Consider the following 25,751-nt stretch of genomic DNA (forward strand, 5'->3'; position numbering starts at 1 on the left):
GTGGCACGGGATTACTACGGATTGCTCGGCGTCGACAAGAACGCGACAGACCAGGAGCTCAAGCGCGCTTACCGCAAGCTGGCACGCGAACTGCACCCGGACGTCAACCCTGACGAGGCGGCGCAGGCCAAGTTCAAGGAGATCTCGACGGCCTACGAGGTCCTGACCGACCCGGAGAAGCGTCGCATCGTCGATCTCGGCGGAGACCCGCTCGAGTCCGGTGGCGGCGGAGGTGGCGGTTTCGGCGGCGGATTCGGTGGCGGTGGCCTCGGCGACGTCTTCGAAGCATTCTTCGGCGGCGGTGGCGGCGCAGGACGTGGCCCGCGCGGTCGCGTTCAGCCCGGAGCCGACTCGTTGCTTCGCACCAAGCTCACCCTCGCAGAATGTGCGACGGGCGTCAGCAAGCACGTGACCGTCGAGACGGCGATCCTGTGCGACAGCTGCACCGGTGCCGGAACCAACGGCGACTCCAAGCCGGTGCGCTGCGAGACCTGCAACGGTGCCGGTGAAGTTCAGTCCATCCAGCGTTCGTTCCTCGGCCAGGTCATGACTTCGCGTCCCTGCCCGACGTGCCGCGGTGCCGGTGAGACCATCCCGGATCCCTGCCACAAGTGTGGCGGCGACGGCCGAGTTCGGGCCAAGCGTGACATCACCGTGAAGGTTCCCGCGGGCGTCGCCGGTGGCATGCGCATCCGTTTGACCGCGCAGGGTGAAGTGGGCCCAGGCGGCGGACACCCCGGCGACCTCTACGTCGAGATCGTCGAGCAGCAGCACGACGTCTTCGTTCGAGACGGTGAAGACCTGCACTGCACGATCCGCGTTCCGATGGTCGACGCAGCGCTCGGCACGACTGTCACCGTCGACACCATCATCGACGGCCCCAAGGAAATCACCATCGAGCCAGGCACCCAGCCCGGGCACGTTGCTGTTCTTCGTGGTCACGGCATGCCGAAACTGCGGTCGGGAGTGCGCGGCGACGTCCACGCTCACCTCGAAGTGGTCATCCCGAGTCGCCTCGATCACAAGCAGTCCAAGCTGCTCAAGGAATTCAAGCTGCTCCGCGATCGTGACGAGGCCGAAGTTGTCTCGACCAACTCGCAGAACAGCGGTGGATTGTTCTCGCGTCTTCGCGAAGCATTCAGCGGCCGCTGACGGTGGCCGCAACGGTCTTCTTTCTCGACCCGGTTCCCGGAGTCGGTGAAATCGCAATTCTGGACGGGCAGGAGGGTCGCCACGCGGCGACCGTCCGTCGGATCGGCGTCGGAGAGCGTTTGGTTCTGGCCGACGGTCGTGGCCGGGTAGCCGATGCCGAGGTGACGAGCGTCGGCAAGGATCGCCTGGAACTGTTGGTCAGTGACGTCCAGGTTCTGCAGCAGCCGAAGCCGCTGGTGACACTTGTTCAGGCACTTCCCAAGGCCGAGCGTTCCGAGTTGGCCGTCGAACTGGCGACCGAGGCGGGGATCGACGCGGTGATTCCGTGGCAGTCCCTGCGGTGTGTGGCCAAGTGGGAGGGACCGAAGCTCGCCAAGGGCGTCGCACGCTGGAGAAGTGCCGCCGTGTCTGCGGCGAAGCAATCTCGGCGCGCATTCGTCCCGGAGATTTCGGAGCTGCACAAGACGGCGGCGGTGATCACATTGGTTCGCGACGCCGTTGCCCGCGGCGCTGTGGTTGCGGTGCTTCACGAATCGGCGACGACGCCGTTGGCCGGCTTGCCGCTCGCGAGCGCGGACGAGGTCTTTCTGGTTGTCGGTCCCGAGGGTGGACTGGACGATTCGGAGATCAGTGCGTTGTCGGAGGCCGGGGCCACTCCGGTGCTTCTCGGCCCGACGGTCCTGCGCACGTCGACCGCCGGAGCCGTTGCGCTGGGCGCAATCGGAGTGCTGACCGATCGCTGGGGACCGCGACCACTGCACTGATCTTGCTGTGATCCCGAGCTGAATCGGATCCGGCGCTCAGCGAAGTGTCAGATTTGCGCACTATCGTAGGGACGTCGGGGGTCGCCTTCGGCGTGAGTTGGTTCGGGGATTTCAGGAGGCCAGATGTTGTCACGTGCGCATATGCGAATCGTTGGAGCGGTGTGTGCCGCGGCGGCGATGATGCTGGTCGCGGGGTGCACAGTCTCCACCGGAGACAACACGGGTTCCTCCAGCAGTGCCGTCACCACCACCACACCGACCAGCGAGGCGCTCGTCACCGTCACACCGGCGGACGGCGGAACCCCGGTGAGTCCGCTCGATCCCATCGAGGTCCAGGTCGCGAAGGGAACGCTGACGACCGTCGCGCTGACCAATCCCGAAGGTAAGGAAGTCGCCGGCATCACGACGCCGGACAAGACGTCCTGGAAGCCGAGCGAACCGCTCGGGTACGGCAAGACCTACAAGTTGATCGTCGACGCCGTCGATGCGAATGGTGTTGCCACGACCAAGAACACGACGCTGACGACGGTCGCTCCGAGCAATCAGACTCGCGCGTACATCAACACCACCGGCGGCGCCTCGATCTCGGACAGTGGCACGTACGGCGTCGGCACGGTCGTCGCCGTCCACTTCGACGAGTTGATCGGTGACAAGGCCGCGGCCGAGAAGTCTCTGGTGGTCACCACGAATCCGCCGGTACAGGGATCGTGGTACTGGGTCGACGGTCAGAACGTTCACTGGCGACCACAGAATTACTACGCACCAGGCACGACGGTGTCGGTGAACGCGAACATCTACGGCAAGCAGTTGGGCAACGGTCTGTACGGCCAGCAGGACGACACCGTGTCCTTCAAGATCGGTGACTCCCACGTCTCGGTCGCCGACGACAACACCAAGATGGTGACCGTCTACGAAAACGGTCAGGTGATCAAGGAAATGCCGACCTCGATGGGAATGGGCGGCACCGAGACGATCGGCGGCACGACGCTCTCGTTCTGGACCCAGCCCGGCACGTACACCGTCATGGACAAGGCCAATCCCGTGATCATGGATTCGTCGACCTACGGCCTGCCGATCAACTCGCGCCTCGGGTACAAGGAATCCATCAACTGGGCCACCCGCATCAGCACCGACGGCATCTATCTTCACGAGTTGGAGAGCACCGTCTGGGCGCAGGGAAACACCGATACCTCGCACGGTTGCCTCAATCTCAGTGCGGCCAATGCCAAATGGTTCTTCGATTTCTCGCAGCCAGGAGACGTCGTCGAGATCAAGAACACCGGCGGCGCTCCGCTGGAGGTCTGGCAGAACGGCGACTGGACGCTCTCGTGGGCCGACTGGGCCGCAGGCAGCGCCCTCGCCTGAGAAAAGATTTCCTCCGGTGCCTCGATTCAAGATTCCTTACGGTCCACACGAGCAGCAGTTCGGGCATCTCTACGTTCCCGACGGAGCCGCTGACGGCCCGATCCCGATCGTCATGCAGATCCACGGCGGCTTCTGGAGCGGGCAGTACGGATTGACTCTGGGCACCGCGTTTGCCATCGAACTCGCGCGTCACGGCGTCGCGGTGTGGAACATCGAATACCGCCGTCTCGGGGCGGGCGGTCGTTGGCCGGAGATGTCCGCCGACGTGAAAGCCGCGTACGACGAGATCCCCGGACTGGTTGCCGCGAAGTCTTCGGCCGAATTCGATCTGAATCAGGTACGCCTGCTCGGGCATTCGGCCGGCGGACATCTCGCAGTGTGGTTGGCGGGGGAAAAGGATACGTTCACCCGACCCGAACGGGTCGTTGCCCAGGCTGCCGCACTCGATCTGGCGTCGGCAGGCGAGCGTGGACGACGGATCAGTTTCATCGAGGATCTGTTCGGCGTTCCGTTCGACGCGGACCCGGATCTGTATCGCAGTGCGTCGCCGCAGCATCGACTGCCGATCGGCGTTCCCGTTGTGTGCCTCACGGGTGCGCAGGATCTGCAGGTGCCTGCCAAGGTGAGCTCTCGGTATGCACAAGCTGCCGAAGTGGCTGGTGATCCCGTGGCGCTGCGTGTGATCGAGGGCGAAGGACACGATGCCTTTCTTTCACCCTCGACCGAGTCCTGGCGGGTCTCCCGCGAGTTGGTTCTCGCCGAAGACCCGCTGGCTCCGATCACGTCAGACTGACACAGGGCTTTCTTGCACGGGGACCTTCTTGCCCGGCAGGATGAACGCGACGACAACTGCGCCCACGAACAGGGCAAGCCCGCCCGCCCAACTGGCCGCCGAAATCGCGTCGGCATAGGCACTGCCGGCCGCCTCGAGCAACGGCTGTGCCTGAGCTGCAGCCAACGGGTTGCCTGCCATCTCTTCGGCGACCAACGAAGCGCCGCCGACGGATTCGCCCGACACCTCCATCGCGTACGCGGCCTGTTGCGCAAGTTCGCCTGTCAACTGCGGAACCTGCATGCCATTGATGAATCCGGCAATCGAATCCTTGTAGCTCGCAGCGAGGATCGAGCCGAGGATCGCGATTCCCAGCGAGCCGCCGAGTTCGATGGCGGTGTCGTTGAGGCCACCCGCAGCGCCGAGATCGTCCTCGGAGAAGTTGTCCATGATGGCGTCGGTGGCCGGCGGTTCACTGAGGCCGATGCCCAGGCCGAGCAGGATCAGTGGGACTGCGAACATCCAGTAGCCCGAATCGCCGTCGACCTGCGTGAGAATCAGAACGCCGATCGCTGCGACGACCATGCCGCCGACGATGGACGCTCGGACGCCGATCAGTGGGGTGACCCGGCCACTGACCACTGCGCCGATCGAGACGGCAATTGCCAAGGGCAGCAGACGAACACCGGTTTCGAGTGCCCCGTATCCGAGGATGAACTGGAATTGCTGCGAGATGAAGTAGATGGCACCGAAGGCGGCCAGGAACAACAGAAGTACAGCGAGCGTCGCGCCGCCTACCATGCGCTGGCCGAGCTTACGGACGTCGAGCAGTGGCTGCGGGTGGCGCAGTTCCCAGACCACGAACGAGACGAGGCCGATCGCGGCGAGTGCAGCGGCACCGATGGGTCCGCCGCTCCACCCGAAGTGGAATCCGTTGATGATCGAGTACACGAGCGAGCCGATGGTGACCACCGAGAGTGCGCCGCCGATCCAGTCGATCCGGCCCAGGTGCTCTGCCTTGCTCGGCGGCACCAGGAATATCGCGGCGACGGCAGCGACCGCGGCGATCGGGACGTTGATCAGGAAAGTGACGCTCCAGGAATGGCTGTCGAGAATCCATCCGGCCAGCAGCGGGCCGAGCGCGATCGCGAGACCCGACGTCGCTGCCCACGCCGCGATGGCGCGTGAACGCTCCGCTTTGGGAAAGGTTGCGACCAGAAGGGAGAGCGTCGCGGGCATGATGATCGCGGCGCCGACGCCCATGATCATTCGTGCCGCGATGACAGCGTTGGTGGTGTCAGCGATGCTGCCGAACACGGCGCCGCCGGCGAACACGGCGAGTCCGGCCAGAAGCGCTCCACGGCGGCTGTACTTGTCACCGATCACGCCGAACAGCAGCATCAGCGCGGCGTAGGGGACCGTGTAGCCGTCGATGACCCATTGGAGTTGAGTGCTGGTGAGGCCGAGGTCTCTGGTCATGTCCGGAGCAGCGACGATCAGCGCGGTGTTGGCCATCACGACGATCAGCAGGCTCAGGCACAACACCCCCAGGGCGGCCCATCGCCGTGAGTACGGCTGGTCCATCTCCGAGACAGGTTTGCTCATGAGTGTCGTCATGGCGCGACTCCGTTCCTGATGATCGAAGAGACTCCTCGATCTATTTGCACACTGATGTGTAAGTTAATAACTTGCACACCGATGTGCAACTATGATTGATCTAGATCACAGTTGGGCAGTCGAAAGAGGTGGAACGCGCGTTGACGCACTCGGGCACAGTCGTTTCGGGAACTACCGAATCGGGCGGACGACAGCGTCGTAGTCAGGCCGCGGCCAATCGCAATCGCATCATCGAGGCGGCGATCACCGCATTCGCCGCCGATCCGGATGCGAGCATGGACGACGTCGCGAAGGCCGCCGGTGTGGTCAGGCGAACCGTCTACGCGCATTTCGACAGCCGTGAGGCCCTGATCAACGGCATCGTGGACGAGGCGTCGACCGATCTCGTTGCCGCGCTGAGCAAAGCCGGTGAGCCACCCGAGCGACCGGATCTGGCGACTGCCGTACTTGCATTGCTGTCGTGGCCGGTCGGCGATCGATTCCGGATGCTGCTCAGCTTTGCTCGCAAAGAGTTGGGGGAGCAGCGGATTCTCGATCTGATGGAACCCGCGCGCGCAGTGAGTATCAGCGTCGTCGAGCGCGGTCAGCGTGACGGGACGTTCTCGACGTACTTGCCGGCCGAGACTTTGGTGGCGATGACCGAGGCGATCACGATCACTTTGTTCGATCAGGCCAACAGTGGGCTCATCACGGACTCCGGCGAATCCTTTGCCGCGGTGTGCCTGGTCATCGCTGGTATCAGTCCGGAGCGAAGTGCCGAGATTGTCGCCGAAGCCTCGGAATGGATCCGAGAATCGCTGCCGTCCGGTCGCCGCGAGGATTGAGCCGCGACGATTAACAAGTGGGCCGTGTCCGACTCTGGCGCTAGACTTCGAAGTATCGAGGCTCACGAGTCGAGTGGGCTGATCGGACCAGAAAGCAGGCCATATTCACCACGTGAGTGAACACAGTGAACTCGACGGGAACCGTGTAACCACCATCACCGAGCGCGCTCTGCCTGCAGAGCGCACTGTCCGTTCGAGTATGGATCTGGCGCCGGAGACCGTGCGTCAAATCCTGGGGGCGACGGACGAGAATCTCACCGCGATCGAACGTGAGCTTCGTGCCGACATTCACGTACGTGGCGGAACCATCAACTTGTCCGGAATGCCTGCCGATGTAGCGCTGGCAGAACGTGTGTTCAGTGAATTGGCGTCGCTGGCCGGTCGGGGTCAGCCCATCGCACCGGATGCTGTCCGGCGAACCATCGGCATGCTCACCAACGAGGTCGGCGAGTCTCCGGCCGAGGTCCTCTCCCTCGACATTCTTTCGCGTCGGGGCAAGACGATTCGGCCGAAGACTCTGAACCAGAAACGCTACGTCGACGCCATCGACGAGAACACCATCGTGTTCGGAGTCGGCCCGGCCGGTACTGGCAAGACCTACCTCGCCATGGCCAAGGCCGTACAGGCGTTGCAGGCCAAGCAGGTCTCTCGGATCATCTTGACCAGGCCGGCAGTCGAGGCCGGCGAGCGACTGGGCTTTCTGCCCGGCACGTTGCACGAGAAGATCGATCCGTACCTGCGCCCGCTGCACGACGCATTGCACGACATGATGGATCCCGAGGCGATTCCGAAGTTGATGCAGGCCGGGGTCATCGAGGTCGCTCCGCTTGCCTACATGCGTGGCCGCACGCTCAACGACGCCTTCATCATCTTGGACGAAGCGCAGAACACCACGGCCGAGCAGATGAAGATGTTCCTGACCCGTCTCGGGTTCGGTTCCAAGATCGTGGTCACCGGAGACGTGACCCAGGTCGATCTGCCGGGTGGGGCCCGTTCGGGTCTGCGTGCGGCATCCGAAATCCTCACCGGGATCGACGATATTCATTTCGCCACTCTCGACAGCAGCGACGTCGTACGTCATCGGCTGGTCTCCCACATCGTCGACGCATACGAGCGTCACGAATCGGATCGGTCCGGCGAGTTGGCGGTCGGAAACCGGGCGCAGCGCCGCGCTGCACATGCTCATTCACCGCGACGGTAGGCTGAGCGACGCATCAACCCCTACTTTTCCCAGGAAAGAGCGTCGCACATGAGCATCGAGGTCTCGAACGAATCGGGCATGGACATCTCCGAACCGGAGTTGATCAGCGTTGCCCGTTTCGTGATCGCTCGGATGGATGTCCATCCGGCGGCCGAGCTGTCGATGGTTCTCGTCGACTCCGCGACGATGGCGGATCTGCACGTTCGTTGGATGGATCTGCCGGGCCCGACCGACGTCATGTCGTTCCCGATGGACGAACTCGAGCCGGGCGGCCGTCCCGATTCCCCCGAGCCTGGGCCGTCGATGCTCGGCGACATCGTGCTGTGTCCGTCTTTTGCTGCGGATCAGGCCGACAAGGCCGGGCATTCACTGGCTCACGAACTGGCGCTCCTGACAGTTCACGGTGTGTTGCACCTCCTCGGATACGACCACGCGGAGCCGGAAGAGGAGAAGGAGATGTTCGGCTTGCAGAACAGCCTCCTCGAAGAGTGGTACGAAGACCTTCGCCGTATCGACCGCGAAGCAGCACTGGCCGAACGTGATCAGAAGCTGCTGGGTAAGACGGGTTTCGTCGACGGAGTGGACCGATAACAGTTATCCGGGGGTTCTGTAGTGAGTAGCGCCATAGCGCTCTTTGTTCTGGCGATTGCTCTTGTCCCGGTCGGTGGTGTCTTCGCGGCCGTCGACTCGGCGCTCAACACCATTTCGTCGGCGCGCATCGACGAGATGGCAAAGGAAGAGCGAGCCGGTGCGGCGCGAGTGCAACGCATCCTGACCGATCGTCCGCGATACGTGAATCTGATGGTCCTGCTTCGCATTTTGTGCGAGATCACGGCCACCGTCGTACTCGTGGGCGGCCTGATCGACGTCCTCTCGTTGGGCTGGGCGCTGACCGTCACCGCGGTGATCATGGTTCTCGTCTCGTACGTGGTCATCGGCGTCGGACCGAGAACGCTTGGGCGCCAACATGCGTACTCGATCGCGATGGCAGCGTCTCTGCCTTTGCTCTGGATCGGTGTTCTGCTCGGGCCGATCAGTCGCGTCCTGATCCTCGTCGGTAACGCCTTGACCCCGGGTAAGGGCTTCCGCAACGGTCCGTTCGCTTCGGAAATCGAGCTGCGCGAACTCGTGGACATGGCGCAGGAACGCGGCGTAGTGGCCGACGAAGAACGCCGAATGATCCAGTCCGTCTTCGAGCTCGGAGACACGTCGGCGCGCGAGGTGATGGTGCCCCGCACCGACATGGTGTGGATCGAGAACGACAAGAATGCCGGGCAGGCAACGTCGTTGGCGGTCCGGAGTGGTCACTCGCGCTTGCCGGTCATCGGGGAGAACGTCGACGACGTGCTCGGAGTCGTCTATCTCAAGGATCTGGTCAAGCAGACCTACCACCTGCCTGACGGCGGACGAAACGTCAACGTCTGCGACGTCATGCGGCCCGCGGTGTTCGTTCCCGACTCGAAGCCGCTCGACAGCTTGCTGGCCGAGATGCAGCGCGACCGTAACCACATGGCGATCCTCGTCGACGAGTACGGCGGAATCGCCGGGCTGGTCACGATCGAGGACGTCATCGAGGAAATCGTCGGTGAGATCGCCGACGAATACGACGAGGACGAGACGCCGCCGATCGAGGATCTCGGTGACGGAATGTTCCGCGTATCCGCAAGGCTCCCGATCGAAGACCTCGGCGAATTGTTCGATCTCGAACTCGAACTCGACGAGGTCGAAACCGTCGGCGGGCTGATCGGATACGTACTCGGCCGAGTTCCACTTCCCGGTTCCGAAGTGGAGTACGACGGTTTGATCCTGCGCGGCGAGGGAACCAATACGGGCCGGGGACGGGTACGCATCAGCACGGTGTTCGTGCAGCGCATCCCGCGGTCCGAAGACGAAGAGACAGAAGACACCGATGACTGAGCGAGTGTTCAGCGAGGAGCAGGTATGAGCAACAACGAATTCCGGTCAGGCTTCGTGTGTTTCGTGGGTCGACCCAATACGGGTAAGTCCACGCTGACCAACGCGTTGGTCGGCAGCAAGATCGCGATCACGTCCTCGCGCCCGCAGACGACGCGCCATACGATTCGCGGCATCGTTCACCGAGAGCATGCGCAGCTGATCCTGGTGGACACCCCGGGACTGCACAAGCCCCGCACCTTGCTCGGGCAGCGTCTCAACGACCTGGTTCGTGACACCTACTCCGAGGTCGACGTCATCTGCCTGTGCATCCCGGCTGACGAGGCCATCGGGCCCGGCGACCGCTGGATCGTGCAGCAGGTCCGTCAGATGGCGCCCAAGACCAAGCTGGTCGGCATCGTGACCAAGATCGACAAGGTCAGCCGCGACGCCGTCGGCAAGCAGTTGCTCGCGCTGTCCACCCTGCTGGGCCCCGAATCCGAGGTTGTCCCGGTGTCCGCGCAGTCGGGCGAGCAGGTCGAGATCCTGGTCGACGTCCTTGCCGGTCTGATGGACGAGGGCCCGGCCTTCTACCCGGACGGGGAGTTGACGGACGAGCCCGAAGAGGTGCTCATGGCCGAACTCATCCGTGAGGCTGCGCTCGAGGGTCTCGGTGAAGAATTGCCGCACTCCTTGGCCGTGGTGATCGAGGAGGTCATCCCGCGTGAGGGTCGCACCGAGAAGCAGGGCGAGATGCTCGACGTCCATGCGTTGCTCTACGTCGAGCGGCCCAGTCAGAAGGGCATCGTCATCGGTAAGGGCGGCGCGCGGCTGCGGGAAGTCGGTACCAGTGCGCGCCTGCAGATCGAGAAGCTGCTCGGTGTGCGGATCTTCCTGGAGTTGCACGTCAAGGTCGCCAAGGATTGGCAGCGCGACCCGAAACAGCTCGGCCGACTGGGCTTCTAGGGCCTCCGGCCCCGTGAGCGGTTAAGGAGTCCAGGGACTGCCTAACCGCTCACAGGGGCCGAAGGACCCTGAGGATCGCCGCACCGATGTCCTGATCGTCGACGCCTGTAGCCAGGCGTCGGAGTTGCAAGCCGGTGATGACGGCGACGAGAGTGGATGCAATCGACTCCGGATCCGGTATACCGAGTGCCGTCAAGATCGTGACGGTCAGATCGTCGTATGCGGCAAAGCATTCGACCGCCACCTGATGTAGCTCGTGGTCTCGGCCGGCGGCGATGTACATCTCGAACGGCGCGATCCGCTCGGCGGAGAACGACAGGTCCCGCGTCACCTTCTCGGCAATTGCCGCGGCGTCCTCGACGCTCAGACCTTTGTCGCGGTATTCCTCGGCCAAGGCTCGCAGGCGCGTTGTCTCGTCTGTCACGAAACGAGACAGTGCAGCCCGAAGCATGTCCGACTGGCTCGCGAAGTGATACGTGATCGATCCGAGTGAGACGCCTGCCTGCGCGGCTATGCGCCGGTTGCTCACGCCGGGGATGCCGTCGGTACCGACGACGTGCAGAACGGCATCGAGTATTCGTTCGCGAACGTCGCGGTTACTCATCGATTCACCACCACGGCTCGGGGCGGACCTGATCCCAACGCAGGACCGATTCCAATTGTGAAGCGAGCGAGACCAACAGCGGTTCGGTGTTCTCGTTGCCCATCAACTGCGCACCGATGGGTAGGCCGGCCTTGCTGAATCCGGCCGGCACGTTGACCGAGGGCCAGCCGAGGACGTTCCACGGCCACGCGTACGGGCAGGCGCCGGTCATGACTTTGTCGGTGTCCCAACCGCCGATGCCGTCGATGGCGGTCGCCATGATCGGTGGAGTTGCCGTCGTGGGTGCCAGGACGACGTCGTAGGTGTCGAAGATCGCTCCGATCCGCTTTCGCATCCGCGGCTCGGCTGCGCGGGCTGCGCGCAGAGGTGCGCCGCGAAGTAGCTTGCCGTTCTGGGCATTTCCGCGTGTTCGGGCATCGACCAGTGTCGGGTCGGGAACGCGTCCTAGCCAGTCGTGAACTCCGACGAGTGAGCGGGGCAGAAAGTTCAGGCCGAAGATCAGGCCGTACGCGGGATCGTCGACGACGACGTGATGTCCGAGTTCCCGCAGAGTGTCGGCGATCGAATGCACGGCCAGGCGCACTTCCGGATCCAGCTTCACGGGAGTGGCGGTGAACGGATTACGCAGGGAAAGAGCGATTTTCAGCTTTCCGGGGTCGCGTCCCACCGCGTCGCTGACCGTCACCGGTGTCGGCTTGTGGAGATCGCCGTCGTGGTTGCCCGCAGCGACGTCGAGCAACAGTGCGGCGTCAGCGACGGTGCGGGCGAGCGGGCCGTTGACCGTGAGGCCGTAGAAAGCTTCGGCGTCGGGCCAGGTGGAGATGCGCCCGCGCTGCGGCTTGATTCCGACGAGGTTGGTCCAGGCCGCGGGTATCCGGATGGAACCGGCGCCGTCGGAACCGATTCCGGCGCTGACCAATCCGGCCGCGACAGCCGCGGCGGTGCCGCCCGACGATCCTCCGGGGGTGTGGTGACGCGACCACGGATTGCGTGTGTAACCGAAGGCGGAGCCGCTCGTGAGCGGCCACTGGCCCAGTTCAGGGCTGTTGGTCTTGCCTACGATCACTGCGCCGGCGTCTCGGAGGCGTCGAATCATCTCCGAGTCTTCGGTCTTGGCCGGGAAATCGCCAGGGCAACCGAAGGCGGTGGGTTCGCCGGTGATGTCGACATCGTCCTTCACTGCGATCGGCACACCGAGTAGCGGTAGGCGCTCACCGAGCGCGAGACGTCTGTCGGCCTCGGCGGCTTCCTCGAGCGACTTCTCTCGCCGCACGATCTTGAACGCATTGAGATGCGGCTGAGTTGCGTCGATCCGGGCCAGCGTTGCCTCGGTCGCCGCGACGGACGAGGTGACGCCCGAAGCCAGACTCGCAACCTGGTCGACAAGACCGGGGGCGAGATCGTGGTCGGTTCGAGAAGTCATCGGTTTCCCTTCGCACAAACTGTTCGTTCGAACGAACAGTAACTTGTTTCAGTATTAGGCACGTTCGGTTCCGCGTCAAGATCGCGTCAAGACGCCAGGTCGGTGCGTAAGTGGATCGTCAGAGACGCGGAATCCGTCCTAACCGAGGTCGAAGCTGAGAGAGCGCACCCGGTCGAGGCGACCGAGCGTCATGGCTGCGATGCACAGCAGCACGGCAAAAGATTTCGAAGAGGGAAGCTCATGGCCGATCTGGCCTACGTTGCTCTGATTCTCGGCGGTTTTCTCGTGTGCGCGCTCGTGCTGCGCGCCCTACAGGCGAGCGCTCCCAAATGACGGTTGCCGGTGTGGTCAGCGTGGTTCTGATCGCCGTCGCCGCGGCATTGGTCATTTATCTGCTTGTTGCACTCGTAGATCCTGAGAGGTTCTGATGTCGCCCGCTCTTGCAGCCGGCCTGCAGATCGCTTTTGTCCTCGTCGTTCTGGCCATCGCCTACGTTCCGGTGGGTGACTACATGGCGCGTGTCTACTCGTCGACGCGAGACCTGCGCGTCGAGAGTGTGATCTACCGCGTCGGCCGGATCGACTCTCGCGCCGAGCAGACGTGGTACGGCTACGCCGCAAGCGTTCTCGGATTCTCGCTGGCGAGCGCCTTGTTCTTGTACTTCCTCCAACGGATCCAGGGTGTGCTGCCGCTGGACGACGGACTGTCAGGCGTCAGCCCCGCCGTTGCCTTCAACACCGCGATTTCCTTTGTGGCGAACACGAACTGGCAGTCGTACACGCCGGAAACCACGATGAGCAACTTCGTTCAGCCCGTCGGTCTGGCGGTGCAGAACTTCGTCTCGGCTGCAGTGGGCATGGCAGTGGCAATCGCGTTGGTGCGTGGCTTCATCCGTGTGGCCAGAGGCGGTGAGATCGGCAACTTCTGGGTCGATCTGACGCGTGGTTCTCTACGCATCCTCCTGCCCTTCTCCTTCGTGATCGCCCTGATCCTGTTGAGCCAGGGAGTGATCCAGTCCTTCCACAGCGGTTTCGCCTCCACCGGCCTCGACGGCAATGCGGTGACCAATGCACTTGCTCCCGTCGCGTCCCAGGAAGCGATCAAGGAACTCGGCACCAACGGTGGCGGGATCTTGGCTGCCAACTCGGCGCACCCGTTCGAGAATCCCACCCCGGTGAGCAATATCGTCGAGATCCTGGCGATACTGCTGATCCCGGTTTGCCTCACCCGGACATTCGGAACCCTGGTCGGTGACCGACGGCAAGGCCTCACCCTGCTGGCAGTGATGGGAATCCTGTGGAGCGGACTGCTCGCGGTGACGCTGGCGGCCGAATCCGGTGCCCGCGGTGTCGCTGCCACTGCGGCCGGTTCGATGATGGAAGGCAAGGAAGTTCGCTTCGGAATCCCCGGATCGGCATTGTTCGCGGTGGCGACCACGGGAACGTCGACGGGTGCGGTGAACTCGGCCCACGACAGTATGTCGCCTCTCGGCGGCGGAGCGGTCCTGCTCAACATGTTGCTCGGCGAAATCGCTCCGGGCGGAGTAGGAACCGGCCTCTACGGGATTCTTGTGCTGGCACTGATCGCAGTGTTCGTCGGCGGATTGTTGGTCGGTCGCACACCCGAATACCTCGGCAAGAAGTTGGGTCGCCGTGAGATCACTCTGGCGGCGCTGTCGATCCTGGTCATGCCCGCGCTGGTCTTGATCGGTACCGCCATCACAGTCATCCTCGGTTCGACCACCGGTTATCAAGGCAATGGGGGAGATCCGGGCACGCCGGGATCGATCCACGGGTTCAGCGAGGTGCTCTACGCCTTCGCTTCCGCCTCGAACAACAACGGCAGCGCGTTCGGCGGCCTGACGGTCACCAGCGACTGGTTCCAGTCGTCTCTCGGAATCTGCATGCTTCTGGGCCGATTCCTGCCGATCATCTTCGTTCTCGCTTTGGCCGGTGCGCTGGCCTCGCAGAAGAAGGTGGCGCCGACGGCCGGCACCCTCCCGACATCCGGACCGATGTTCACCGGTTTGTTGACCGGCACCGTCGTTCTTGTTGCTGCACTTACATTCTTCCCGGCCCTCGCGCTGGGCCCGCTAGCGGAGGCTCTTCAATGACCGTGCGTATCAGTGAGAAACCCGTGGTGGCGCAAGACGCTGCCGACAAGGTTGATCCAGGGCAGTCCCGTCAAGTACACGCAGGCGTTTTCAACCCGCGGCAGATGATCACCGCGTTGCCGGGGGCCGTGCGCAAACTCGACCCACGCCACCTCGCCCGCAACCCGGTCATGTTCGTGGTGTTCGTCGGTTCAGTCATCACCACCGTCATGGCGATCGCCGATCCCTCGGTGTTCTCCTGGGTGATCACCCTGTGGCTCTGGTTCACGGTGATCTTCGCGAACCTCGCCGAATCCGTGGCCGAAGGGCGCGGCAAGGCGCAGGCGGCAAGTCTGCGAAAGGTGAAGCAGGACACCACAGCACATCGGATCACGATGAGCGGTGCGATCGAATCGGTGTCGGGCACCGAACTGCTGGTCGGCGATCGGGTGATAGTGGTCGCCGGTGAGGTCATCCCCGGCGACGGCGACGTGGTCGAAGGTATTGCGTCCGTGGACGAATCGGCGATCACCGGTGAATCCGCGCCGGTAGTCCGTGAATCCGGTGGCGACCGCTGCGCTGTCACCGGTGGTACGACGGTCCTCTCCGATCGCATCGTCGTGGAAATCACTGCAGCACCGGGTAGTTCGTTCGTGGACCGGATGATCGCGCTCGTCGAGGGTGCCTCGCGTCAGAAGACGCCCAACGAGATTGCGCTCAACATCCTGCTTGCGTCGTTGACCGTCATTTTCCTCCTCGCCGTCGTTGCCATCGGCCCCATGGGCTTGTATGCAGGGCACGAACAGGATCCGATCAAGCTGATCGCGCTTCTCGTCTGCCTGATCCCGACGACCATCGGCGCGCTGCTCTCGGCGATCGGTATCGCGGGGATGGACCGCCTCGTCCAGCGCAACGTTCTCGCGATGTCGGGGCGCGCGGTGGAAGCTGCGGGCGACATCGACACGCTGCTGATGGACAAGACCGGAACCATCACCTTCGGTAACCGCCGGGCCACTGCGCTCCATCCGGCGCCAGGTGTATCCGCCGACGATCTGGCTGCGGCGGCACGCTTGTCGAGCCTGGCCGACGGAACTCCCGAGGGACGGAGCATCGTCGAGTTGTGCGCAGCGGAGTTCGGTCTCGCTGCCGAGCCGACGCTGGACGAGGAACGCGCAGAGTTCGTTCCGTTCACGGCACAAACACGGATGAGCGGACTCGACCACTCCGGACGCCAAATCCGAAAGGGCGCAGCAGATGCGGTGATGAACTGGGTCGTCAGCGGCGGTGGACACGCAGAGACCGCGGTGACCGACACCGTGAACGACATCGCCCAAGCCGGCGGTACACCGCTGGTTGTAGCCGTCAAGCACAGCGAAAGTACCTCGATACTCGGCGTCATCGCATTGTCGGATGTCGTCAAGCCGGGAATGGCCGACAGGTTCGCCGAACTCCGCGCGATGGGTATTCGCACGATCATGATCACCGGCGACAATCCGTTGACCGCAAAGGCGATTGCCGACCAGGCCGGCGTCGACGACTTCATGGCGGAGGCCACGCCGGAGGACAAGCTGGCCCTGATCCGGAAGGAACAGGAAGGCGGGCGCCTCGTCGCGATGACCGGTGACGGGACCAATGACGCTCCCGCCCTTGCCCAGGCGGACGTCGGCGTCGCGATGAACACGGGAACCTCGGCAGCCAAAGAGGCCGGAAACATGGTCGATCTCGATTCCGACCCCACCAAGCTGATCGAGGTAGTCGAGATCGGCAAGCAACTGCTGATCACCCGCGGCGCGTTGACCACCTTCTCGTTGGCGAACGATCTCGCGAAGTATTTCGCAATCCTGCCTGCATTGTTCAGCGGCATCTACCCGCAACTGGACGCGTTGAACATCATGCGGCTCGCCACCCCCGAATCGGCGATCGTCTCGGCCGTGATTTTCAACGCCCTGGTGATCATCGGGTTGATTCCGTTGGCACTCAAAGGTGTTCGATACCGACCGTCGACGGCGTCGCAGTTGCTCGGACGCAACCTACTCGTCTACGGGCTCGGTGGCGTGATCACACCGTTCGTCGGTATCTGGCTGATCGATCTCGTCGTACGTTTGATTCCTGGAATTGGGTGACCTGACATGCGTTTCACTATCGGTTTTGCCAAACAGGTGTGGGCGGGCCTGCTCGTATTGCTCGCGCTCACCGTCGTTCTCGGTGTGATCTACCCCGCTGCGGTCTGGGGTGTGAGTCGGATCAGCTCCGGATCTGCCGAAGGCTCACCGGTCACCGATGCCGCCGGTTGCGTGGTCGGCAGTGCCTGGGTGGGTGTAGATCCACAGGTTGCCGAAGGGCAGCAGGACCCGTTCTTCCACAACCGTGTAGTCGGATCGGTATCGGACGAGGATCCTTTTGCCACCGGTGATCCCGCTGCGGCATTGCCGTCCAACCAGGGGCCGAGCAGCGAAGTTCTGGCCGGATTCGTCATCGAACGTCGGGCCGCCATCGCGGCCCGTGAGGGCGTCGATCCGGCATCGGTTCCCGTCGACGCGGTCACCGGTTCGGGATCGGGTATCGATCCCCACATCAGTCCGGCGTACGCCGAATTGCAGGTCGCGAGGGTGGCGGCGAACAACGGCATCTCGGAAGAGAAGGTGCGGGATCTGGTGGCCGAGCACACCGACGGCAGACAACTCGGATTTCTCGGGGTCGAGCGAGTCAACGTCCTCGAATTGAATCTGGCACTCGGATTGACGGCACCTGCGTGTGCTACGCCGACGACTGGTGGATGATTGTCACGTGAGTTCTTCGGAGAAGGTCGGTCAATCTTTCGGTAGGGCACGCAAACGTGGTGAATTGCGTATCTACCTCGGCGCTGCCCCCGGCGTCGGAAAGACCTTCGCGATGCTCGGTGAAGCTCATCGGCGTCGAGATCGGGGCTGTGACGTGGTCGCGGCCGTCGTGGAGACACACGGCCGCGCCCGCACTGCGGCGCAGATCGGTGACCTCGAGATCGTGCCGCCCAAGCTGGTGGACTATCGCGGAACTCGGATGCCGGAACTGGACGTCGAGGCCGTGTCGGCTCGGCGTCCAGCCCTGGTCCTGGTGGACGAGTTGGCGCACACCAACACCCCGGGAAGCAAGAATCACAAGCGCTGGCAGGACGTACAGGAACTGCTCGAAGCCGGGATCGACGTCCTGTCCACGGTCAACGTCCAGCACCTCGAAAGCCTCAACGACGTTGTCGCACACATCACCGGCGTTGTGCAGCAGGAGACGGTTCCGGATGCGATAGTACGGAGTGCGGCGCAGGTCGAGTTGGTGGACATCACCCCGGAAGCGCTGCGTCGCAGACTTTCTCACGGAAATGTGTATTCACCGGAACGCGTCGATGCGGCGTTGGGTAACTACTTCAGGCGCGGAAACCTCACGGCGCTACGCGAACTGGCGCTGCTGTGGGTGGCCGATCAGGTGGACGCCGCACTCGCGAAGTACCGGGCGGAGAACAAGATCACCGACACCTGGGAGGCGCGCGAGCGCGTCGTCGTTGCCGTTACCGGGGGACCGGAGTCGGAAACCCTGGTACGACGCGCATCTCGTATCGCGTCGAAATCGAGTGCCGAACTGATGGTGGTCCACGTCGTGCGCGGTGACGGACTCACCGGGGTCTCGGCCCCGGAGATGGGCAAGGTGCGTGCATTGGCCGTCGGGGTCGGTGCCACGCTCCACACCGTCGTCGGTGACGACGTACCGTCGACGCTCCTCGAGTTCGCCCGCGAGGAGAACGCGACTCAGTTGGTACTGGGAACGTCGCGGCGATCTCGGCTGGCCCGCATCCTCGACGAGGGGATCGGCGCCGCCGTGGTTCAACAGTCCGGCGGTATCGACGTCCACATGGTCACGCATGAGGAAGCAACGACGCGACGACGCATTTCGGTGTTGGGGCGCTCGGAGCGCCGTGTCCTGTCGTGGATTGCGGCGATCGTCGTGCCTTCGCTCGCGGCCGCGATCATGGGGCTCGTCGACCGAATCTCCGGGGTCAACGGGGAGAACGCATTGTTCTTCGTCGTAGTCGTGCTGGTTGCGCTCCTCGGCGGTGTCGGTCCGGCCATATTGTCGGCACTGATTTCGGGTCTGCTGCTCAATTACTTCTTCACCGATCCTCGGTACAGCTTCACTATTGCCGAGCCGGACAACTTCATCACCACCGTCGTGCTGCTGATTGTGGCTGTGGCAGTTGCCGTTCTGGTCGATGCAGCGGCAAAGCGCGCACGAGAGGCGAAGCGCGCCTCCGAGGAAGCCGAACTGCTCACACTGTTCGCGGGATCAGTTCTCCGCGGAGCCGACCTCTCGACACTTCTGGCGAAGGCACTCGAAATTTATCGCCAGCAAGGGGTTTCCGTCATTCATCACGATGACGGAGTCATCGCTGCCGTGGGTACGCAGCCGCCGACCACGGACGACGAAGCCGATACGGTCTGTGAGGTCAACGACGGGGAATATGCGCTGTTGCTGACTGGGCCGGATCTGAGTGCGCGGGATCGACGGGTGCTGACGGTGGTGGCTCACCAAGCAGTCGGGATGATCCGCCAGGAGAAACTGACAGTCGAGGCGAGCAAGGCTGCCGCGCTCACCGAGGCTGATCAACTGCGTCGAGCCCTGCTGTCAGCGGTAAGCCATGACCTGCGAACACCTCTCGCCGGAGTGAAGGCGGCGGTGTCGAGTCTGCGCAGCGACGACATCGAGTTCTCGCCCGAGGACACCGCCGAACTACTCGCGACCATCGAGGAGTCGGCGGACCAGTTGACCGCACTGGTGGGGAACTTGCTCGACTCGTCCCGCCTTGCCGCCGGAGTGGTGAAACCCACGCTGCGACCGGTGTACCTGGACGAGGTGGTTCACCGCGCATTGCTGGGTCTGGGCATCGGTGGACGCTCGGATTCGCGGGCTCGAAGCGTGATCGTCGACGTGGGTACCGTTGCAGTGCAAGCAGATCAGGGGCTGCTCGAGCGTGTGATCGCGAACATCGTCGACAACGCTCTGCGCTACGGGGGAGAAACCCCGGTGCGAGTCGGGGCGGCGCAACTCGGTGATCGTGTGGTGATCAGTGTTGCCGATACCGGCCCGGGTGTTCCGCGTGGTGAGGCCGAAACGATGTTCCAACCGTTCCAACGGATGGGAGATCGTGACAACACCGGCGGAGTGGGGCTCGGGCTTTCCGTGGTGCGCGGATTCGTCGACGCAATGGGCGGAACGGTCAGCGCCACAGACACACCCGGTGGGGGATTGACGATGATTGTGGAATTTGCTGCGGCCGGTACGAATGGAAATGGATCATGAGTCGAATCCTGGTAGTGGACGACGAACCGCAGATTCTGCGGGCCCTGCGTATCAATCTGTCGGTGCGCGGGTACGAGGTGGTGACGGCGTCGACCGGCGCGGGCGCACTGCGGGCTGCTGCCGAGCGTCCACCGGACGTCGTGGTTCTCGATCTCGGACTGCCGGACATGGACGGCACCGAAGTGCTTGCCGGCCTGCGCGGCTGGTGCACGGCGCCGGTCATCGTGCTCTCGGCGCGCACCGACTCCGCGGACAAGGTGGAGGCGCTCGACGCCGGTGCTGACGACTACGTCACCAAACCCTTCGGGATGGACGAGTTTCTGGCCCGTGTGCGCGCAGCGGCGAGACGGGGAATCTCCGCGGCGGACACTTCGGAACCGTCGGTCGAGACAGCGTCCTTCACGGTGGACTTGGCTGCCAAAACGGTGAGTCGGGGCGGCGAACAGGTGCACTTGACACCGACCGAGTGGGGCATGCTCGAGATGCTTGTGCGCAACCGCGGAAAGCTGGTCGGGCAGAAGGAATTGCTTCGGGAGGTGTGGGGACCGGCGTATGACACCGAAACCCACTACCTGCGTGTCTACCTTGCTCAGCTTCGTCGCAAGCTCGAAGACGACCCGGCCAACCCCAAACATCTGATCACCGAGGCGGGAATGGGTTATCGATTCGTGGTGTGAGGCGCCAGGTGTGAGAAGCCAGGTCAGAGAACGACTACCAATTTGCCACGAGCCGTGCCGGCTTCCATTTTCGCGTGTGCTCGGGCGATGTCCTCGAACGCGAATACCTCGTCGATCGGGACCACTGCATCACCCGACGCCACAGCGGAGAGGAAGTCTTGCAGGACGTCGGCCGGCAGGTCGGACGCGTCCCCACCGTACGAGGTCAATCGCACTCCACGTGGAATGTAGTCGATCGGATAGAAGTCCTCGACTGTCCACTCGTTGGACAGCATGCCGGTGAAACACACGGTGCCGTGAATGCGAGTGGCGCGCAACGTGTCGGGAAGTGTTGGTGTTCCGACCAATTCGAGAGCCAGATCGACGCCCTCCGGGAGAATGTCTCGCACCTGGCCGGCCACGGCACCGCCATCGGTGAGCACATGATCGACACCGATCGCGGTCAACGACGCGGCCTTGTCGGCATTACGGGTGGTTGCGAGGACCGTGAGTCCCCACTGCTTCGCCAGGACCGCGGTTGCCATGCCGACCGAAGAGGTTCCGCCTCGGATCAGTAGGGTGTGACCGGATTTCGCGTCCAGTCCCACAGTCAGTGAACCGTAGGACGTTTGCAGCATCTCGGGGACTGCTCCCACTGTCGACCAGTCCAGTTCGCTCGAGAAGGGAACGACCTGACTGACGGGAACGCACGTGTACTCGGCGTATCCGCCGTCGAACGTCCTCCCCATCCCGCCCATCATGGCGGCGACCTGCTGTCCTTCGGCCAACTCCCCGCCGGGGCAGTTCACCACTTCACCGACGGCCTCGATGCCAGGCACCCGCGGGAATGTCACGCCGTCGGCGAGGCCGAGTCGGGTGTGAAGTTCCGATCGATTGAGACCGAAGGCCTTCACCCGGATCAGCACCCACCCGGTGACCGGCACCGGTATCGGAATCTCCTTGATCGTCAATGCTTCTGGCGGACCGGGGGCGTCGAGCACGATTGCCCGCATTGTGGCAGTCATGATTTCTCCTTCGTGGCGGGTGTCAGTCGACGGTTGACCTCGCGGAGCGTGGCCAGTGTGGCGCCGAACCGATCGAGAGCCTCGGGTGTCAGGGCGGAACCGAGACGGCGTTCCAGTTCGTCGTCGAACGTGGCATTCGCCCGCCCCAACAGGTCATTGCCCTCGGGGGTCAACTCGATGAGTGAGGATCGTTTGTCGGCGGGATTGGATTGTCGACGGCAGTGGCCCGAGGACTCGATCCGATCCACCAACTTGCTGGTGCCGCCGACGGTGATCGCGAGTGCTTCGGCGATGTCGAAGACCCGACAGGAACCGAGTCTGCCGATGATCTGCATCGGCTCGAATCGGCTCAGCGGCAGGTCGTGCTCGGTTCGGAGTCTCTGGTCGATGGCCGTCCACAATTCGGTTTCGAAGCGGACGAGATTGTCGAAGTGGCTACTCAGGTTGGACCTGGTCACAACCCGACCCCGAATCGATATGCATTCCGTGGAATCATTTTTTCACCGTACGCCTGATTCACTATAAGTTCCATGGAATCTATTTGCGGGCTTCCGCTTTGTCGGCAGGGCATGGGAACATATGTTCGTGTCGTACGAACCGTTAGAGCAAGAAACGCCAGGTGATCACCCTGGTGCTACTCGTTCTGGCGGCACTCGTTCTGGCGCTACTCGTTCTGACGGCAGTCGGCCTCCGGGTGACGCAACGATCCTGCACGCGGACCTCGATTCGTTCTACGCATCAGTCGAGCAACGCGACGACCCGACTCTGGCGGGTAGGCCTGTCATCGTCGGCGGTGGCGTGGTCCTGGCGGCAAGCTACGAGGCCAAGGCCTTCGGGGTTCGAACTGCGATGAGCGGTGGTCAGGCCCGTTCCCTGTGTCCCCAGGCGATAGTCGTTCCTCCGCGAATGTCCGCATACGCGCAAGCGAGCAAAGACGTGTTCGACGTCTTTCATGACACGTCGCCGCTGGTCGAGGGAATTTCGATCGACGAAGCGTTCCTCGAGGTCGGGGGATTGGCCCGGATCGTCGGCACGCCATTGCAGATCGGTGCGAACCTCAGGCGTGACGTCGCCGAGCAGGTCGGACTACCGATCACGGTCGGCATCGCGCGCACCAAGTTCCTGGCCAAGGTCGCGAGCGCGTTCGCGAAACCCGACGGATTGCTGCGGGTGCCACCAGAGGGCGAAACCGAATTCCTGCATCCGTTGCCTGTCGAGAAGCTGTGGGGCGTCGGCAAGATCACCGCCCAGAAGCTGCGAAACTTCGACATCGTGACGGTGGGCGACATTGCTCGGCACGACGAATCCTCGATCGTGTCGATTCTCGGCGGCGGCGCCGGCCGGCATCTCTATGCGCTCTCGCACAACCGAGATCCGCGCCCGGTCCGGGCCTATCGCGGCCGCAGTTCGATGGGCGCGCAGCATGCGTTGGGTCGCGGATCCCATCCCCGCACAGAACTCGATGCGTCGTTGATGTCCCTGGTCGACCGTGTCAGTCGACGCATGCGCTCGGCGCAGCGGACGGGGCGCACGGTCACGCTCCGACTCCGCTTCGCCGATTTCACGCGGGCTACTCGATCTCACACGCTGCGCCGATCCACGGCCGACACAGCGGAACTGCTGAACGCCTCGATGGTGCTGCTGGACGAAGCGATACCGCTGATCGCGGACAAGGGCATCACGTTGATCGGTGTGGCAGTCTCCAACCTGGATCGGGACGGCGCCGAACAACTCGAATTGCCTTTCGACGGTCCAGGATTCGCGGGTCCGGACACTGCCGCCCTCGACTCGGCGATGGACAGCGTCCGGAAGAAGTTCGGCTCCGCGGCCCTCACGAGGGGAGTCCTTCTGGGGCGCGACCCGGATCTGTCGGTGCCGTTGCTTCCGGACTAGGTGAGATTTTCTCGCAGAGTTGCTCCGTCGTACTCGCGACGGAACAACCCACGAGCCTGCAATGCCGGAATCACGTGATCGACAAAATCTTCCAGACCGTGGGGATAGGTCGGTGGCATCAGATTGAAGCCGTCGGCGCCGCGGCCGAGCAACCAGGCTTCCATTTCGTCGGCGATGGATTCGGGTGTTCCGATCATTGTTGCGTGTCCACCACCGGCAGCCAATGTTCCGAGGAGCTCACGCACTGTCGGTGAATCCTTCTCGACGATCCGCAGAATCGTTGCGTAGCGTCCCTGCGGCCCGGTGAATGCTTCGAGCGGAGGTAGTGGGGGGACGGGACCGTCGAGATCCCAGTCTTCGCAGTTCTGTCCGGTGAACAATGACAGTTGGCGTATCGACTGTTCAGTGGGCAGAAGGCGGTCCAATTCGGCCTTCTTCGCCCGCGCTTCGGCGACCGTGCTGCCGACGTAGGTGACCAGGCCCGGCATGACCGCTACAGCGGCGGAATCCCTGCCGGCGCGTTCGATTCTCGATTTCACGTCCGCGTAGTACTTCTGCGCGCTGGGGAGGTCGTAGGCAACCGAATAGATTGCTTCGGCGCGCCGCGCCGCCAGATCGCGACCCTGCTCGGACGCCCCGGCCTGGAACAACACCGGCCTACCCTGCGGGGATCGCGGAACCGTCAACGGGCCGTCCACCCGAAAATGCTTGCCGTCGTGATTGATTCGAGAAATCTTGCCGGCGTCGGCGAAACGCCCGCCGCGGTCGAGGATCAGGGAGTCTTCCGACCATGAATCCCACAGTGCGAGGGCTACTTCGACAAATTCGTCGGCTCGTTCATATCTGGTCGCGTGGTCCGGCATCGCCTCCAGTCCGTGGTTGCGCGCTTCCTGGTCGAACATCGAGGTCACGACGTTCCAGCCGGCCCGGCCGCCGCTGATGTGGTCGAGTGATGCCAACAGTCGCGCCGCGTGGAACGGCGTGTAGAAAGTCGTGGAAATGGTGGTGACCAGACCGATGTTCGTTGTCGCTCGCGCCATGGCAGTCAATGCGGTGATCGGCTCGAGAAACCACGACGCACCCGACTCGGGTTCGCGAACACTGTGACCGTCAGCGAAGAAGACGGCGTCCAGCTTGCCGCGTTCGGCGATCTGGGCGAGCGACTCGTAATACGTGATGTCGCCGAGCCTTTCGACCGGTGAGTCGCGGTGACGCCACGCTGCACTGTGATGTCCGCACCCGAGAAGAAACGCACCTATCCGTAGCTGTGTTCCCATCAGTTCTTGACGAGTCCGCCGTCGACAACCAGGTTCTGGCCGGTCACGGCCCGCGACCAGGGCGAGGCGAAGAACAGTGCGGCGTCGGCGAATTCGTCCGGTGTCGTGACCCGGCGCAGGGGAGTACTTGCCGCGATCATGTCGAATACTGCTTCCGGCGTCGCGGCACTCGCGTCCGTGGTGCGGAGCAAGCCGCCGGAGACCATGTTGACGGTGATCCCGTCCGGACCGAGGTCCGCGGACAATGTCCTCGTCAGTGCCAACAGTGCGGCTTTGGCGGCGGTGTAGTCGTGGTACGGAACTACCGGATTCTGGACCAGATTGGTTCCGACAGTGATGATTCGACCGAACCCGAGTTCTCGCATGCCGGGGAGTGCTGCCTGGGTGGTGTTGAGTGTCCCGGCGACAGCTCCGCGTAGTTGGGAGTCGAAGTCGGCCCAGGTGATCGTGTCCGCGTTCGGCCGGGCGTCACCGTTGAATGAGAAGTCGACGAGTGCATTGTCGACCACGGTCGAGATCGGTGCGTCGAATCGCTCGAGTGCAGCGGCGAACAACTGATCGACGGAGCTGCGGTCCGTCACGTCCGCCTGGACTGCGAAGGTGCGATCCTCGCCCAGTTCGGCGACCAGGGCCTCGGCGGCATCACGGCTCTTGTTGTAGTTCACGATCACCCGGGCGCCTGAGCGGGAGAATGCTCGGCTCAGTGCGGCTCCGAGCCCGCGGGCGCCACCGGTGATCAGGACGATCTGCTCGCTGAGTTCGAGAGCGCGCTGAAATTGCTGTTCGGTCATGTCGACATCCCTCCGCCAGTGCTAACTGGTCAGGTTCATCGGGTCTGATCTCAGCCGACTTTTTCGGCACCCCGTGTCGCCGTCCATCAGACCACGAGAGGTGAACCC

At 63.4% G+C, this 25,751-nt stretch carries 23 protein-coding genes and 1 riboswitch; of the genes, 16 read left to right on the forward strand and 7 right to left on the reverse strand.

The annotated features are described in order from the left end of the window. The 4 genes from dnaJ to ACFT1A_RS16775 all read left to right on the forward strand — a co-directional run bounded on the left by dnaJ (window position 1) and on the right by ACFT1A_RS16775 (window position 4,074). Window positions 1-1,152: a molecular chaperone DnaJ gene (gene dnaJ, locus ACFT1A_RS16760; RefSeq protein ID WP_230813909.1), complete on the forward strand. Its 1,152-nt coding sequence runs from the start codon at window positions 1-3 to the stop codon at window positions 1,150-1,152. A gap of 2 nt (window positions 1,153-1,154) precedes the next feature. Next, complete coding sequence (locus tag ACFT1A_RS16765; protein ID WP_378447888.1) at window positions 1,155-1,916, forward strand: 16S rRNA (uracil(1498)-N(3))-methyltransferase; 762 nt, start codon at window positions 1,155-1,157, stop codon at window positions 1,914-1,916. A 123-nt stretch (window positions 1,917-2,039) separates the two neighbouring features. After that, window positions 2,040-3,281 carry an Ig-like domain-containing protein gene (locus ACFT1A_RS16770; protein ID WP_378447889.1) on the forward strand — a complete coding sequence of 414 codons (1,242 nt, stop codon included), beginning with the start codon at window positions 2,040-2,042 and terminating at the stop codon, window positions 3,279-3,281. 16 nt (window positions 3,282-3,297) lie between these two features. Continuing rightward, window positions 3,298-4,074, forward strand: coding sequence for an alpha/beta hydrolase family protein (locus tag ACFT1A_RS16775; protein WP_378447890.1), 777 nt, complete (start codon window positions 3,298-3,300; stop codon window positions 4,072-4,074). Here the strand turns inward: ACFT1A_RS16775 and ACFT1A_RS16780 are convergent. Next, complete coding sequence (locus ACFT1A_RS16780; RefSeq protein WP_378447891.1) at window positions 4,066-5,670, reverse strand: MFS transporter; 1,605 nt, start codon at window positions 5,668-5,670, stop codon at window positions 4,066-4,068. The genes ACFT1A_RS16775 and ACFT1A_RS16780 overlap by 9 nt on opposite strands. A gap of 128 nt (window positions 5,671-5,798) precedes the next feature. Between ACFT1A_RS16780 and ACFT1A_RS16785 the strand changes: the two genes are divergently transcribed. The 5 genes from ACFT1A_RS16785 (at window position 5,799) to era (ending at window position 10,554) form a co-directional block, all read left to right on the forward strand. Next, entirely contained in the window at window positions 5,799-6,494 is a 696-nt protein-coding gene (locus ACFT1A_RS16785) for a TetR/AcrR family transcriptional regulator (RefSeq protein ID WP_378447892.1), read from the forward strand. A 112-nt stretch (window positions 6,495-6,606) separates the two neighbouring features. Continuing rightward, entirely contained in the window at window positions 6,607-7,695 is a 1,089-nt protein-coding gene (locus ACFT1A_RS16790; protein ID WP_378447893.1) for a PhoH family protein, read from the forward strand. Window positions 7,696-7,743: 48 nt separating this feature from the next. Continuing rightward, the gene (ybeY, locus tag ACFT1A_RS16795; RefSeq protein WP_003944525.1) at window positions 7,744-8,286 is read left to right on the forward strand and encodes an rRNA maturation RNase YbeY; all 543 of its coding nucleotides are present in this window, start codon (window positions 7,744-7,746) and stop codon (window positions 8,284-8,286) included. A gap of 21 nt (window positions 8,287-8,307) precedes the next feature. Continuing rightward, window positions 8,308-9,612 (forward strand): hemolysin family protein, encoded by a 1,305-nt coding sequence (locus ACFT1A_RS16800; protein WP_378447894.1) that lies wholly within the window; start codon window positions 8,308-8,310, stop codon window positions 9,610-9,612. Between the two features lie 24 nt (window positions 9,613-9,636). Continuing rightward, the gene (era, locus tag ACFT1A_RS16805; protein WP_230813895.1) at window positions 9,637-10,554 is read left to right on the forward strand and encodes a GTPase Era; all 918 of its coding nucleotides are present in this window, start codon (window positions 9,637-9,639) and stop codon (window positions 10,552-10,554) included. A 49-nt stretch (window positions 10,555-10,603) separates the two neighbouring features. Here the strand turns inward: era and ACFT1A_RS16810 are convergent, their stop codons facing one another. Further along, window positions 10,604-11,158, reverse strand: a complete 555-nt coding sequence (locus ACFT1A_RS16810; protein ID WP_230813893.1) for a TetR/AcrR family transcriptional regulator — start codon at window positions 11,156-11,158, stop codon at window positions 10,604-10,606. 4 nt (window positions 11,159-11,162) lie between these two features. Then, window positions 11,163-12,581, reverse strand: a complete 1,419-nt coding sequence (locus ACFT1A_RS16815) for an amidase (RefSeq protein ID WP_378447895.1) — start codon at window positions 12,579-12,581, stop codon at window positions 11,163-11,165. Between the two features lie 329 nt (window positions 12,582-12,910). Between ACFT1A_RS16815 and kdpF the strand changes: the two genes are divergently transcribed. From kdpF to ACFT1A_RS16845, 6 genes are read left to right on the forward strand one after another with little or no spacing between them, the layout of a single operon-like run. After that, the gene (gene kdpF, locus ACFT1A_RS16820) at window positions 12,911-13,009 is read left to right on the forward strand and encodes a K(+)-transporting ATPase subunit F (protein ID WP_007731078.1); all 99 of its coding nucleotides are present in this window, start codon (window positions 12,911-12,913) and stop codon (window positions 13,007-13,009) included. Continuing rightward, window positions 13,009-14,694: a potassium-transporting ATPase subunit KdpA gene (kdpA, locus tag ACFT1A_RS16825; RefSeq protein ID WP_378447896.1), complete on the forward strand. Its 1,686-nt coding sequence runs from the start codon at window positions 13,009-13,011 to the stop codon at window positions 14,692-14,694. The genes kdpF and kdpA overlap by 1 nt, the downstream gene beginning before the upstream one ends. Beyond that, window positions 14,691-16,796, forward strand: a complete 2,106-nt coding sequence (gene kdpB, locus ACFT1A_RS16830; protein ID WP_378447897.1) for a potassium-transporting ATPase subunit KdpB — start codon at window positions 14,691-14,693, stop codon at window positions 16,794-16,796. Before kdpA ends, kdpB begins: the two co-directional genes overlap by 4 nt. A 6-nt stretch (window positions 16,797-16,802) precedes the next feature. Further along, entirely contained in the window at window positions 16,803-17,453 is a 651-nt protein-coding gene (locus ACFT1A_RS16835) for a potassium-transporting ATPase subunit C (protein WP_378447898.1), read from the forward strand. A gap of 7 nt (window positions 17,454-17,460) precedes the next feature. Beyond that, window positions 17,461-20,001, forward strand: coding sequence for a DUF4118 domain-containing protein (locus ACFT1A_RS16840; protein ID WP_378447899.1), 2,541 nt, complete (start codon window positions 17,461-17,463; stop codon window positions 19,999-20,001). Next, entirely contained in the window at window positions 19,998-20,678 is a 681-nt protein-coding gene (locus ACFT1A_RS16845; RefSeq protein ID WP_378447900.1) for a response regulator, read from the forward strand. The genes ACFT1A_RS16840 and ACFT1A_RS16845 overlap by 4 nt, the downstream gene beginning before the upstream one ends. A gap of 23 nt (window positions 20,679-20,701) precedes the next feature. Here the strand turns inward: ACFT1A_RS16845 and ACFT1A_RS16850 are convergent, their stop codons facing one another. After that, window positions 20,702-21,682: a zinc-binding alcohol dehydrogenase family protein gene (locus ACFT1A_RS16850; RefSeq protein ID WP_378447901.1), complete on the reverse strand. Its 981-nt coding sequence runs from the start codon at window positions 21,680-21,682 to the stop codon at window positions 20,702-20,704. Beyond that, on the reverse strand, window positions 21,679-22,140 hold the full coding sequence (locus tag ACFT1A_RS16855; protein WP_378447902.1) for a MarR family winged helix-turn-helix transcriptional regulator: 462 nt from the start codon (window positions 22,138-22,140) through the stop codon (window positions 21,679-21,681). Before ACFT1A_RS16855 ends, ACFT1A_RS16850 begins: the two co-directional genes overlap by 4 nt. Window positions 22,141-22,261: 121 nt before the next feature. On the opposite strand from ACFT1A_RS16855, the gene dinB reads away from it, so the two are divergent. Next, window positions 22,262-23,575, forward strand: a complete 1,314-nt coding sequence (dinB, locus tag ACFT1A_RS16860; protein ID WP_378447903.1) for a DNA polymerase IV — start codon at window positions 22,262-22,264, stop codon at window positions 23,573-23,575. Here dinB and ACFT1A_RS16865 read toward each other — a convergent pair. Beyond that, window positions 23,572-24,852: an LLM class flavin-dependent oxidoreductase gene (locus ACFT1A_RS16865; protein WP_378447904.1), complete on the reverse strand. Its 1,281-nt coding sequence runs from the start codon at window positions 24,850-24,852 to the stop codon at window positions 23,572-23,574. The genes dinB and ACFT1A_RS16865 overlap by 4 nt on opposite strands. Beyond that, window positions 24,852-25,643, reverse strand: a complete 792-nt coding sequence (locus tag ACFT1A_RS16870; protein WP_378447905.1) for a 3-oxoacyl-ACP reductase — start codon at window positions 25,641-25,643, stop codon at window positions 24,852-24,854. The genes ACFT1A_RS16865 and ACFT1A_RS16870 overlap by 1 nt, the downstream gene beginning before the upstream one ends. After that, window positions 25,634-25,727, reverse strand: a riboswitch (TPP riboswitch). Its footprint overlaps the gene before it by 10 nt. Window positions 25,728-25,751 lie beyond the last annotated feature (24 nt).

Source organism: Rhodococcus sp. NPDC057135 (genome assembly GCF_042670865.1).
Lineage (GTDB): Bacteria > Actinomycetota > Actinomycetes > Mycobacteriales > Mycobacteriaceae > Rhodococcus_F.

What these genes read in the sequence shown, in the direction of transcription:
- ACFT1A_RS16850 (WP_378447901.1), bottom strand. Translation starts at nt 21,682, where the DNA reads ATGACTGCCACAATGCGGGCAATCGTGCTCGACGCCCCCGGTCCGCCA.
- ybeY (WP_003944525.1), top strand. Translation starts at nt 7,744, where the DNA reads ATGAGCATCGAGGTCTCGAACGAATCGGGCATGGACATCTCCGAACCG.
- ACFT1A_RS16845 (WP_378447900.1), top strand. Translation starts at nt 19,998, where the DNA reads ATGAGTCGAATCCTGGTAGTGGACGACGAACCGCAGATTCTGCGGGCC.
- kdpA (WP_378447896.1), top strand. Translation starts at nt 13,009, where the DNA reads ATGTCGCCCGCTCTTGCAGCCGGCCTGCAGATCGCTTTTGTCCTCGTC.
- ACFT1A_RS16770 (WP_378447889.1), top strand. Translation starts at nt 2,040, where the DNA reads ATGTTGTCACGTGCGCATATGCGAATCGTTGGAGCGGTGTGTGCCGCG.
- era (WP_230813895.1), top strand. Translation starts at nt 9,637, where the DNA reads ATGAGCAACAACGAATTCCGGTCAGGCTTCGTGTGTTTCGTGGGTCGA.
- ACFT1A_RS16835 (WP_378447898.1), top strand. Translation starts at nt 16,803, where the DNA reads ATGCGTTTCACTATCGGTTTTGCCAAACAGGTGTGGGCGGGCCTGCTC.
- dinB (WP_378447903.1), top strand. Translation starts at nt 22,262, where the DNA reads ATGTTCGTGTCGTACGAACCGTTAGAGCAAGAAACGCCAGGTGATCAC.
- ACFT1A_RS16815 (WP_378447895.1), bottom strand. Translation starts at nt 12,581, where the DNA reads ATGACTTCTCGAACCGACCACGATCTCGCCCCCGGTCTTGTCGACCAG.
- kdpB (WP_378447897.1), top strand. Translation starts at nt 14,691, where the DNA reads ATGACCGTGCGTATCAGTGAGAAACCCGTGGTGGCGCAAGACGCTGCC.
- kdpF (WP_007731078.1), top strand. Translation starts at nt 12,911, where the DNA reads ATGACGGTTGCCGGTGTGGTCAGCGTGGTTCTGATCGCCGTCGCCGCG.
- ACFT1A_RS16870 (WP_378447905.1), bottom strand. Translation starts at nt 25,643, where the DNA reads ATGACCGAACAGCAATTTCAGCGCGCTCTCGAACTCAGCGAGCAGATC.
- ACFT1A_RS16780 (WP_378447891.1), bottom strand. Translation starts at nt 5,670, where the DNA reads ATGACGACACTCATGAGCAAACCTGTCTCGGAGATGGACCAGCCGTAC.
- ACFT1A_RS16865 (WP_378447904.1), bottom strand. Translation starts at nt 24,852, where the DNA reads ATGGGAACACAGCTACGGATAGGTGCGTTTCTTCTCGGGTGCGGACAT.
- ACFT1A_RS16810 (WP_230813893.1), bottom strand. Translation starts at nt 11,158, where the DNA reads ATGAGTAACCGCGACGTTCGCGAACGAATACTCGATGCCGTTCTGCAC.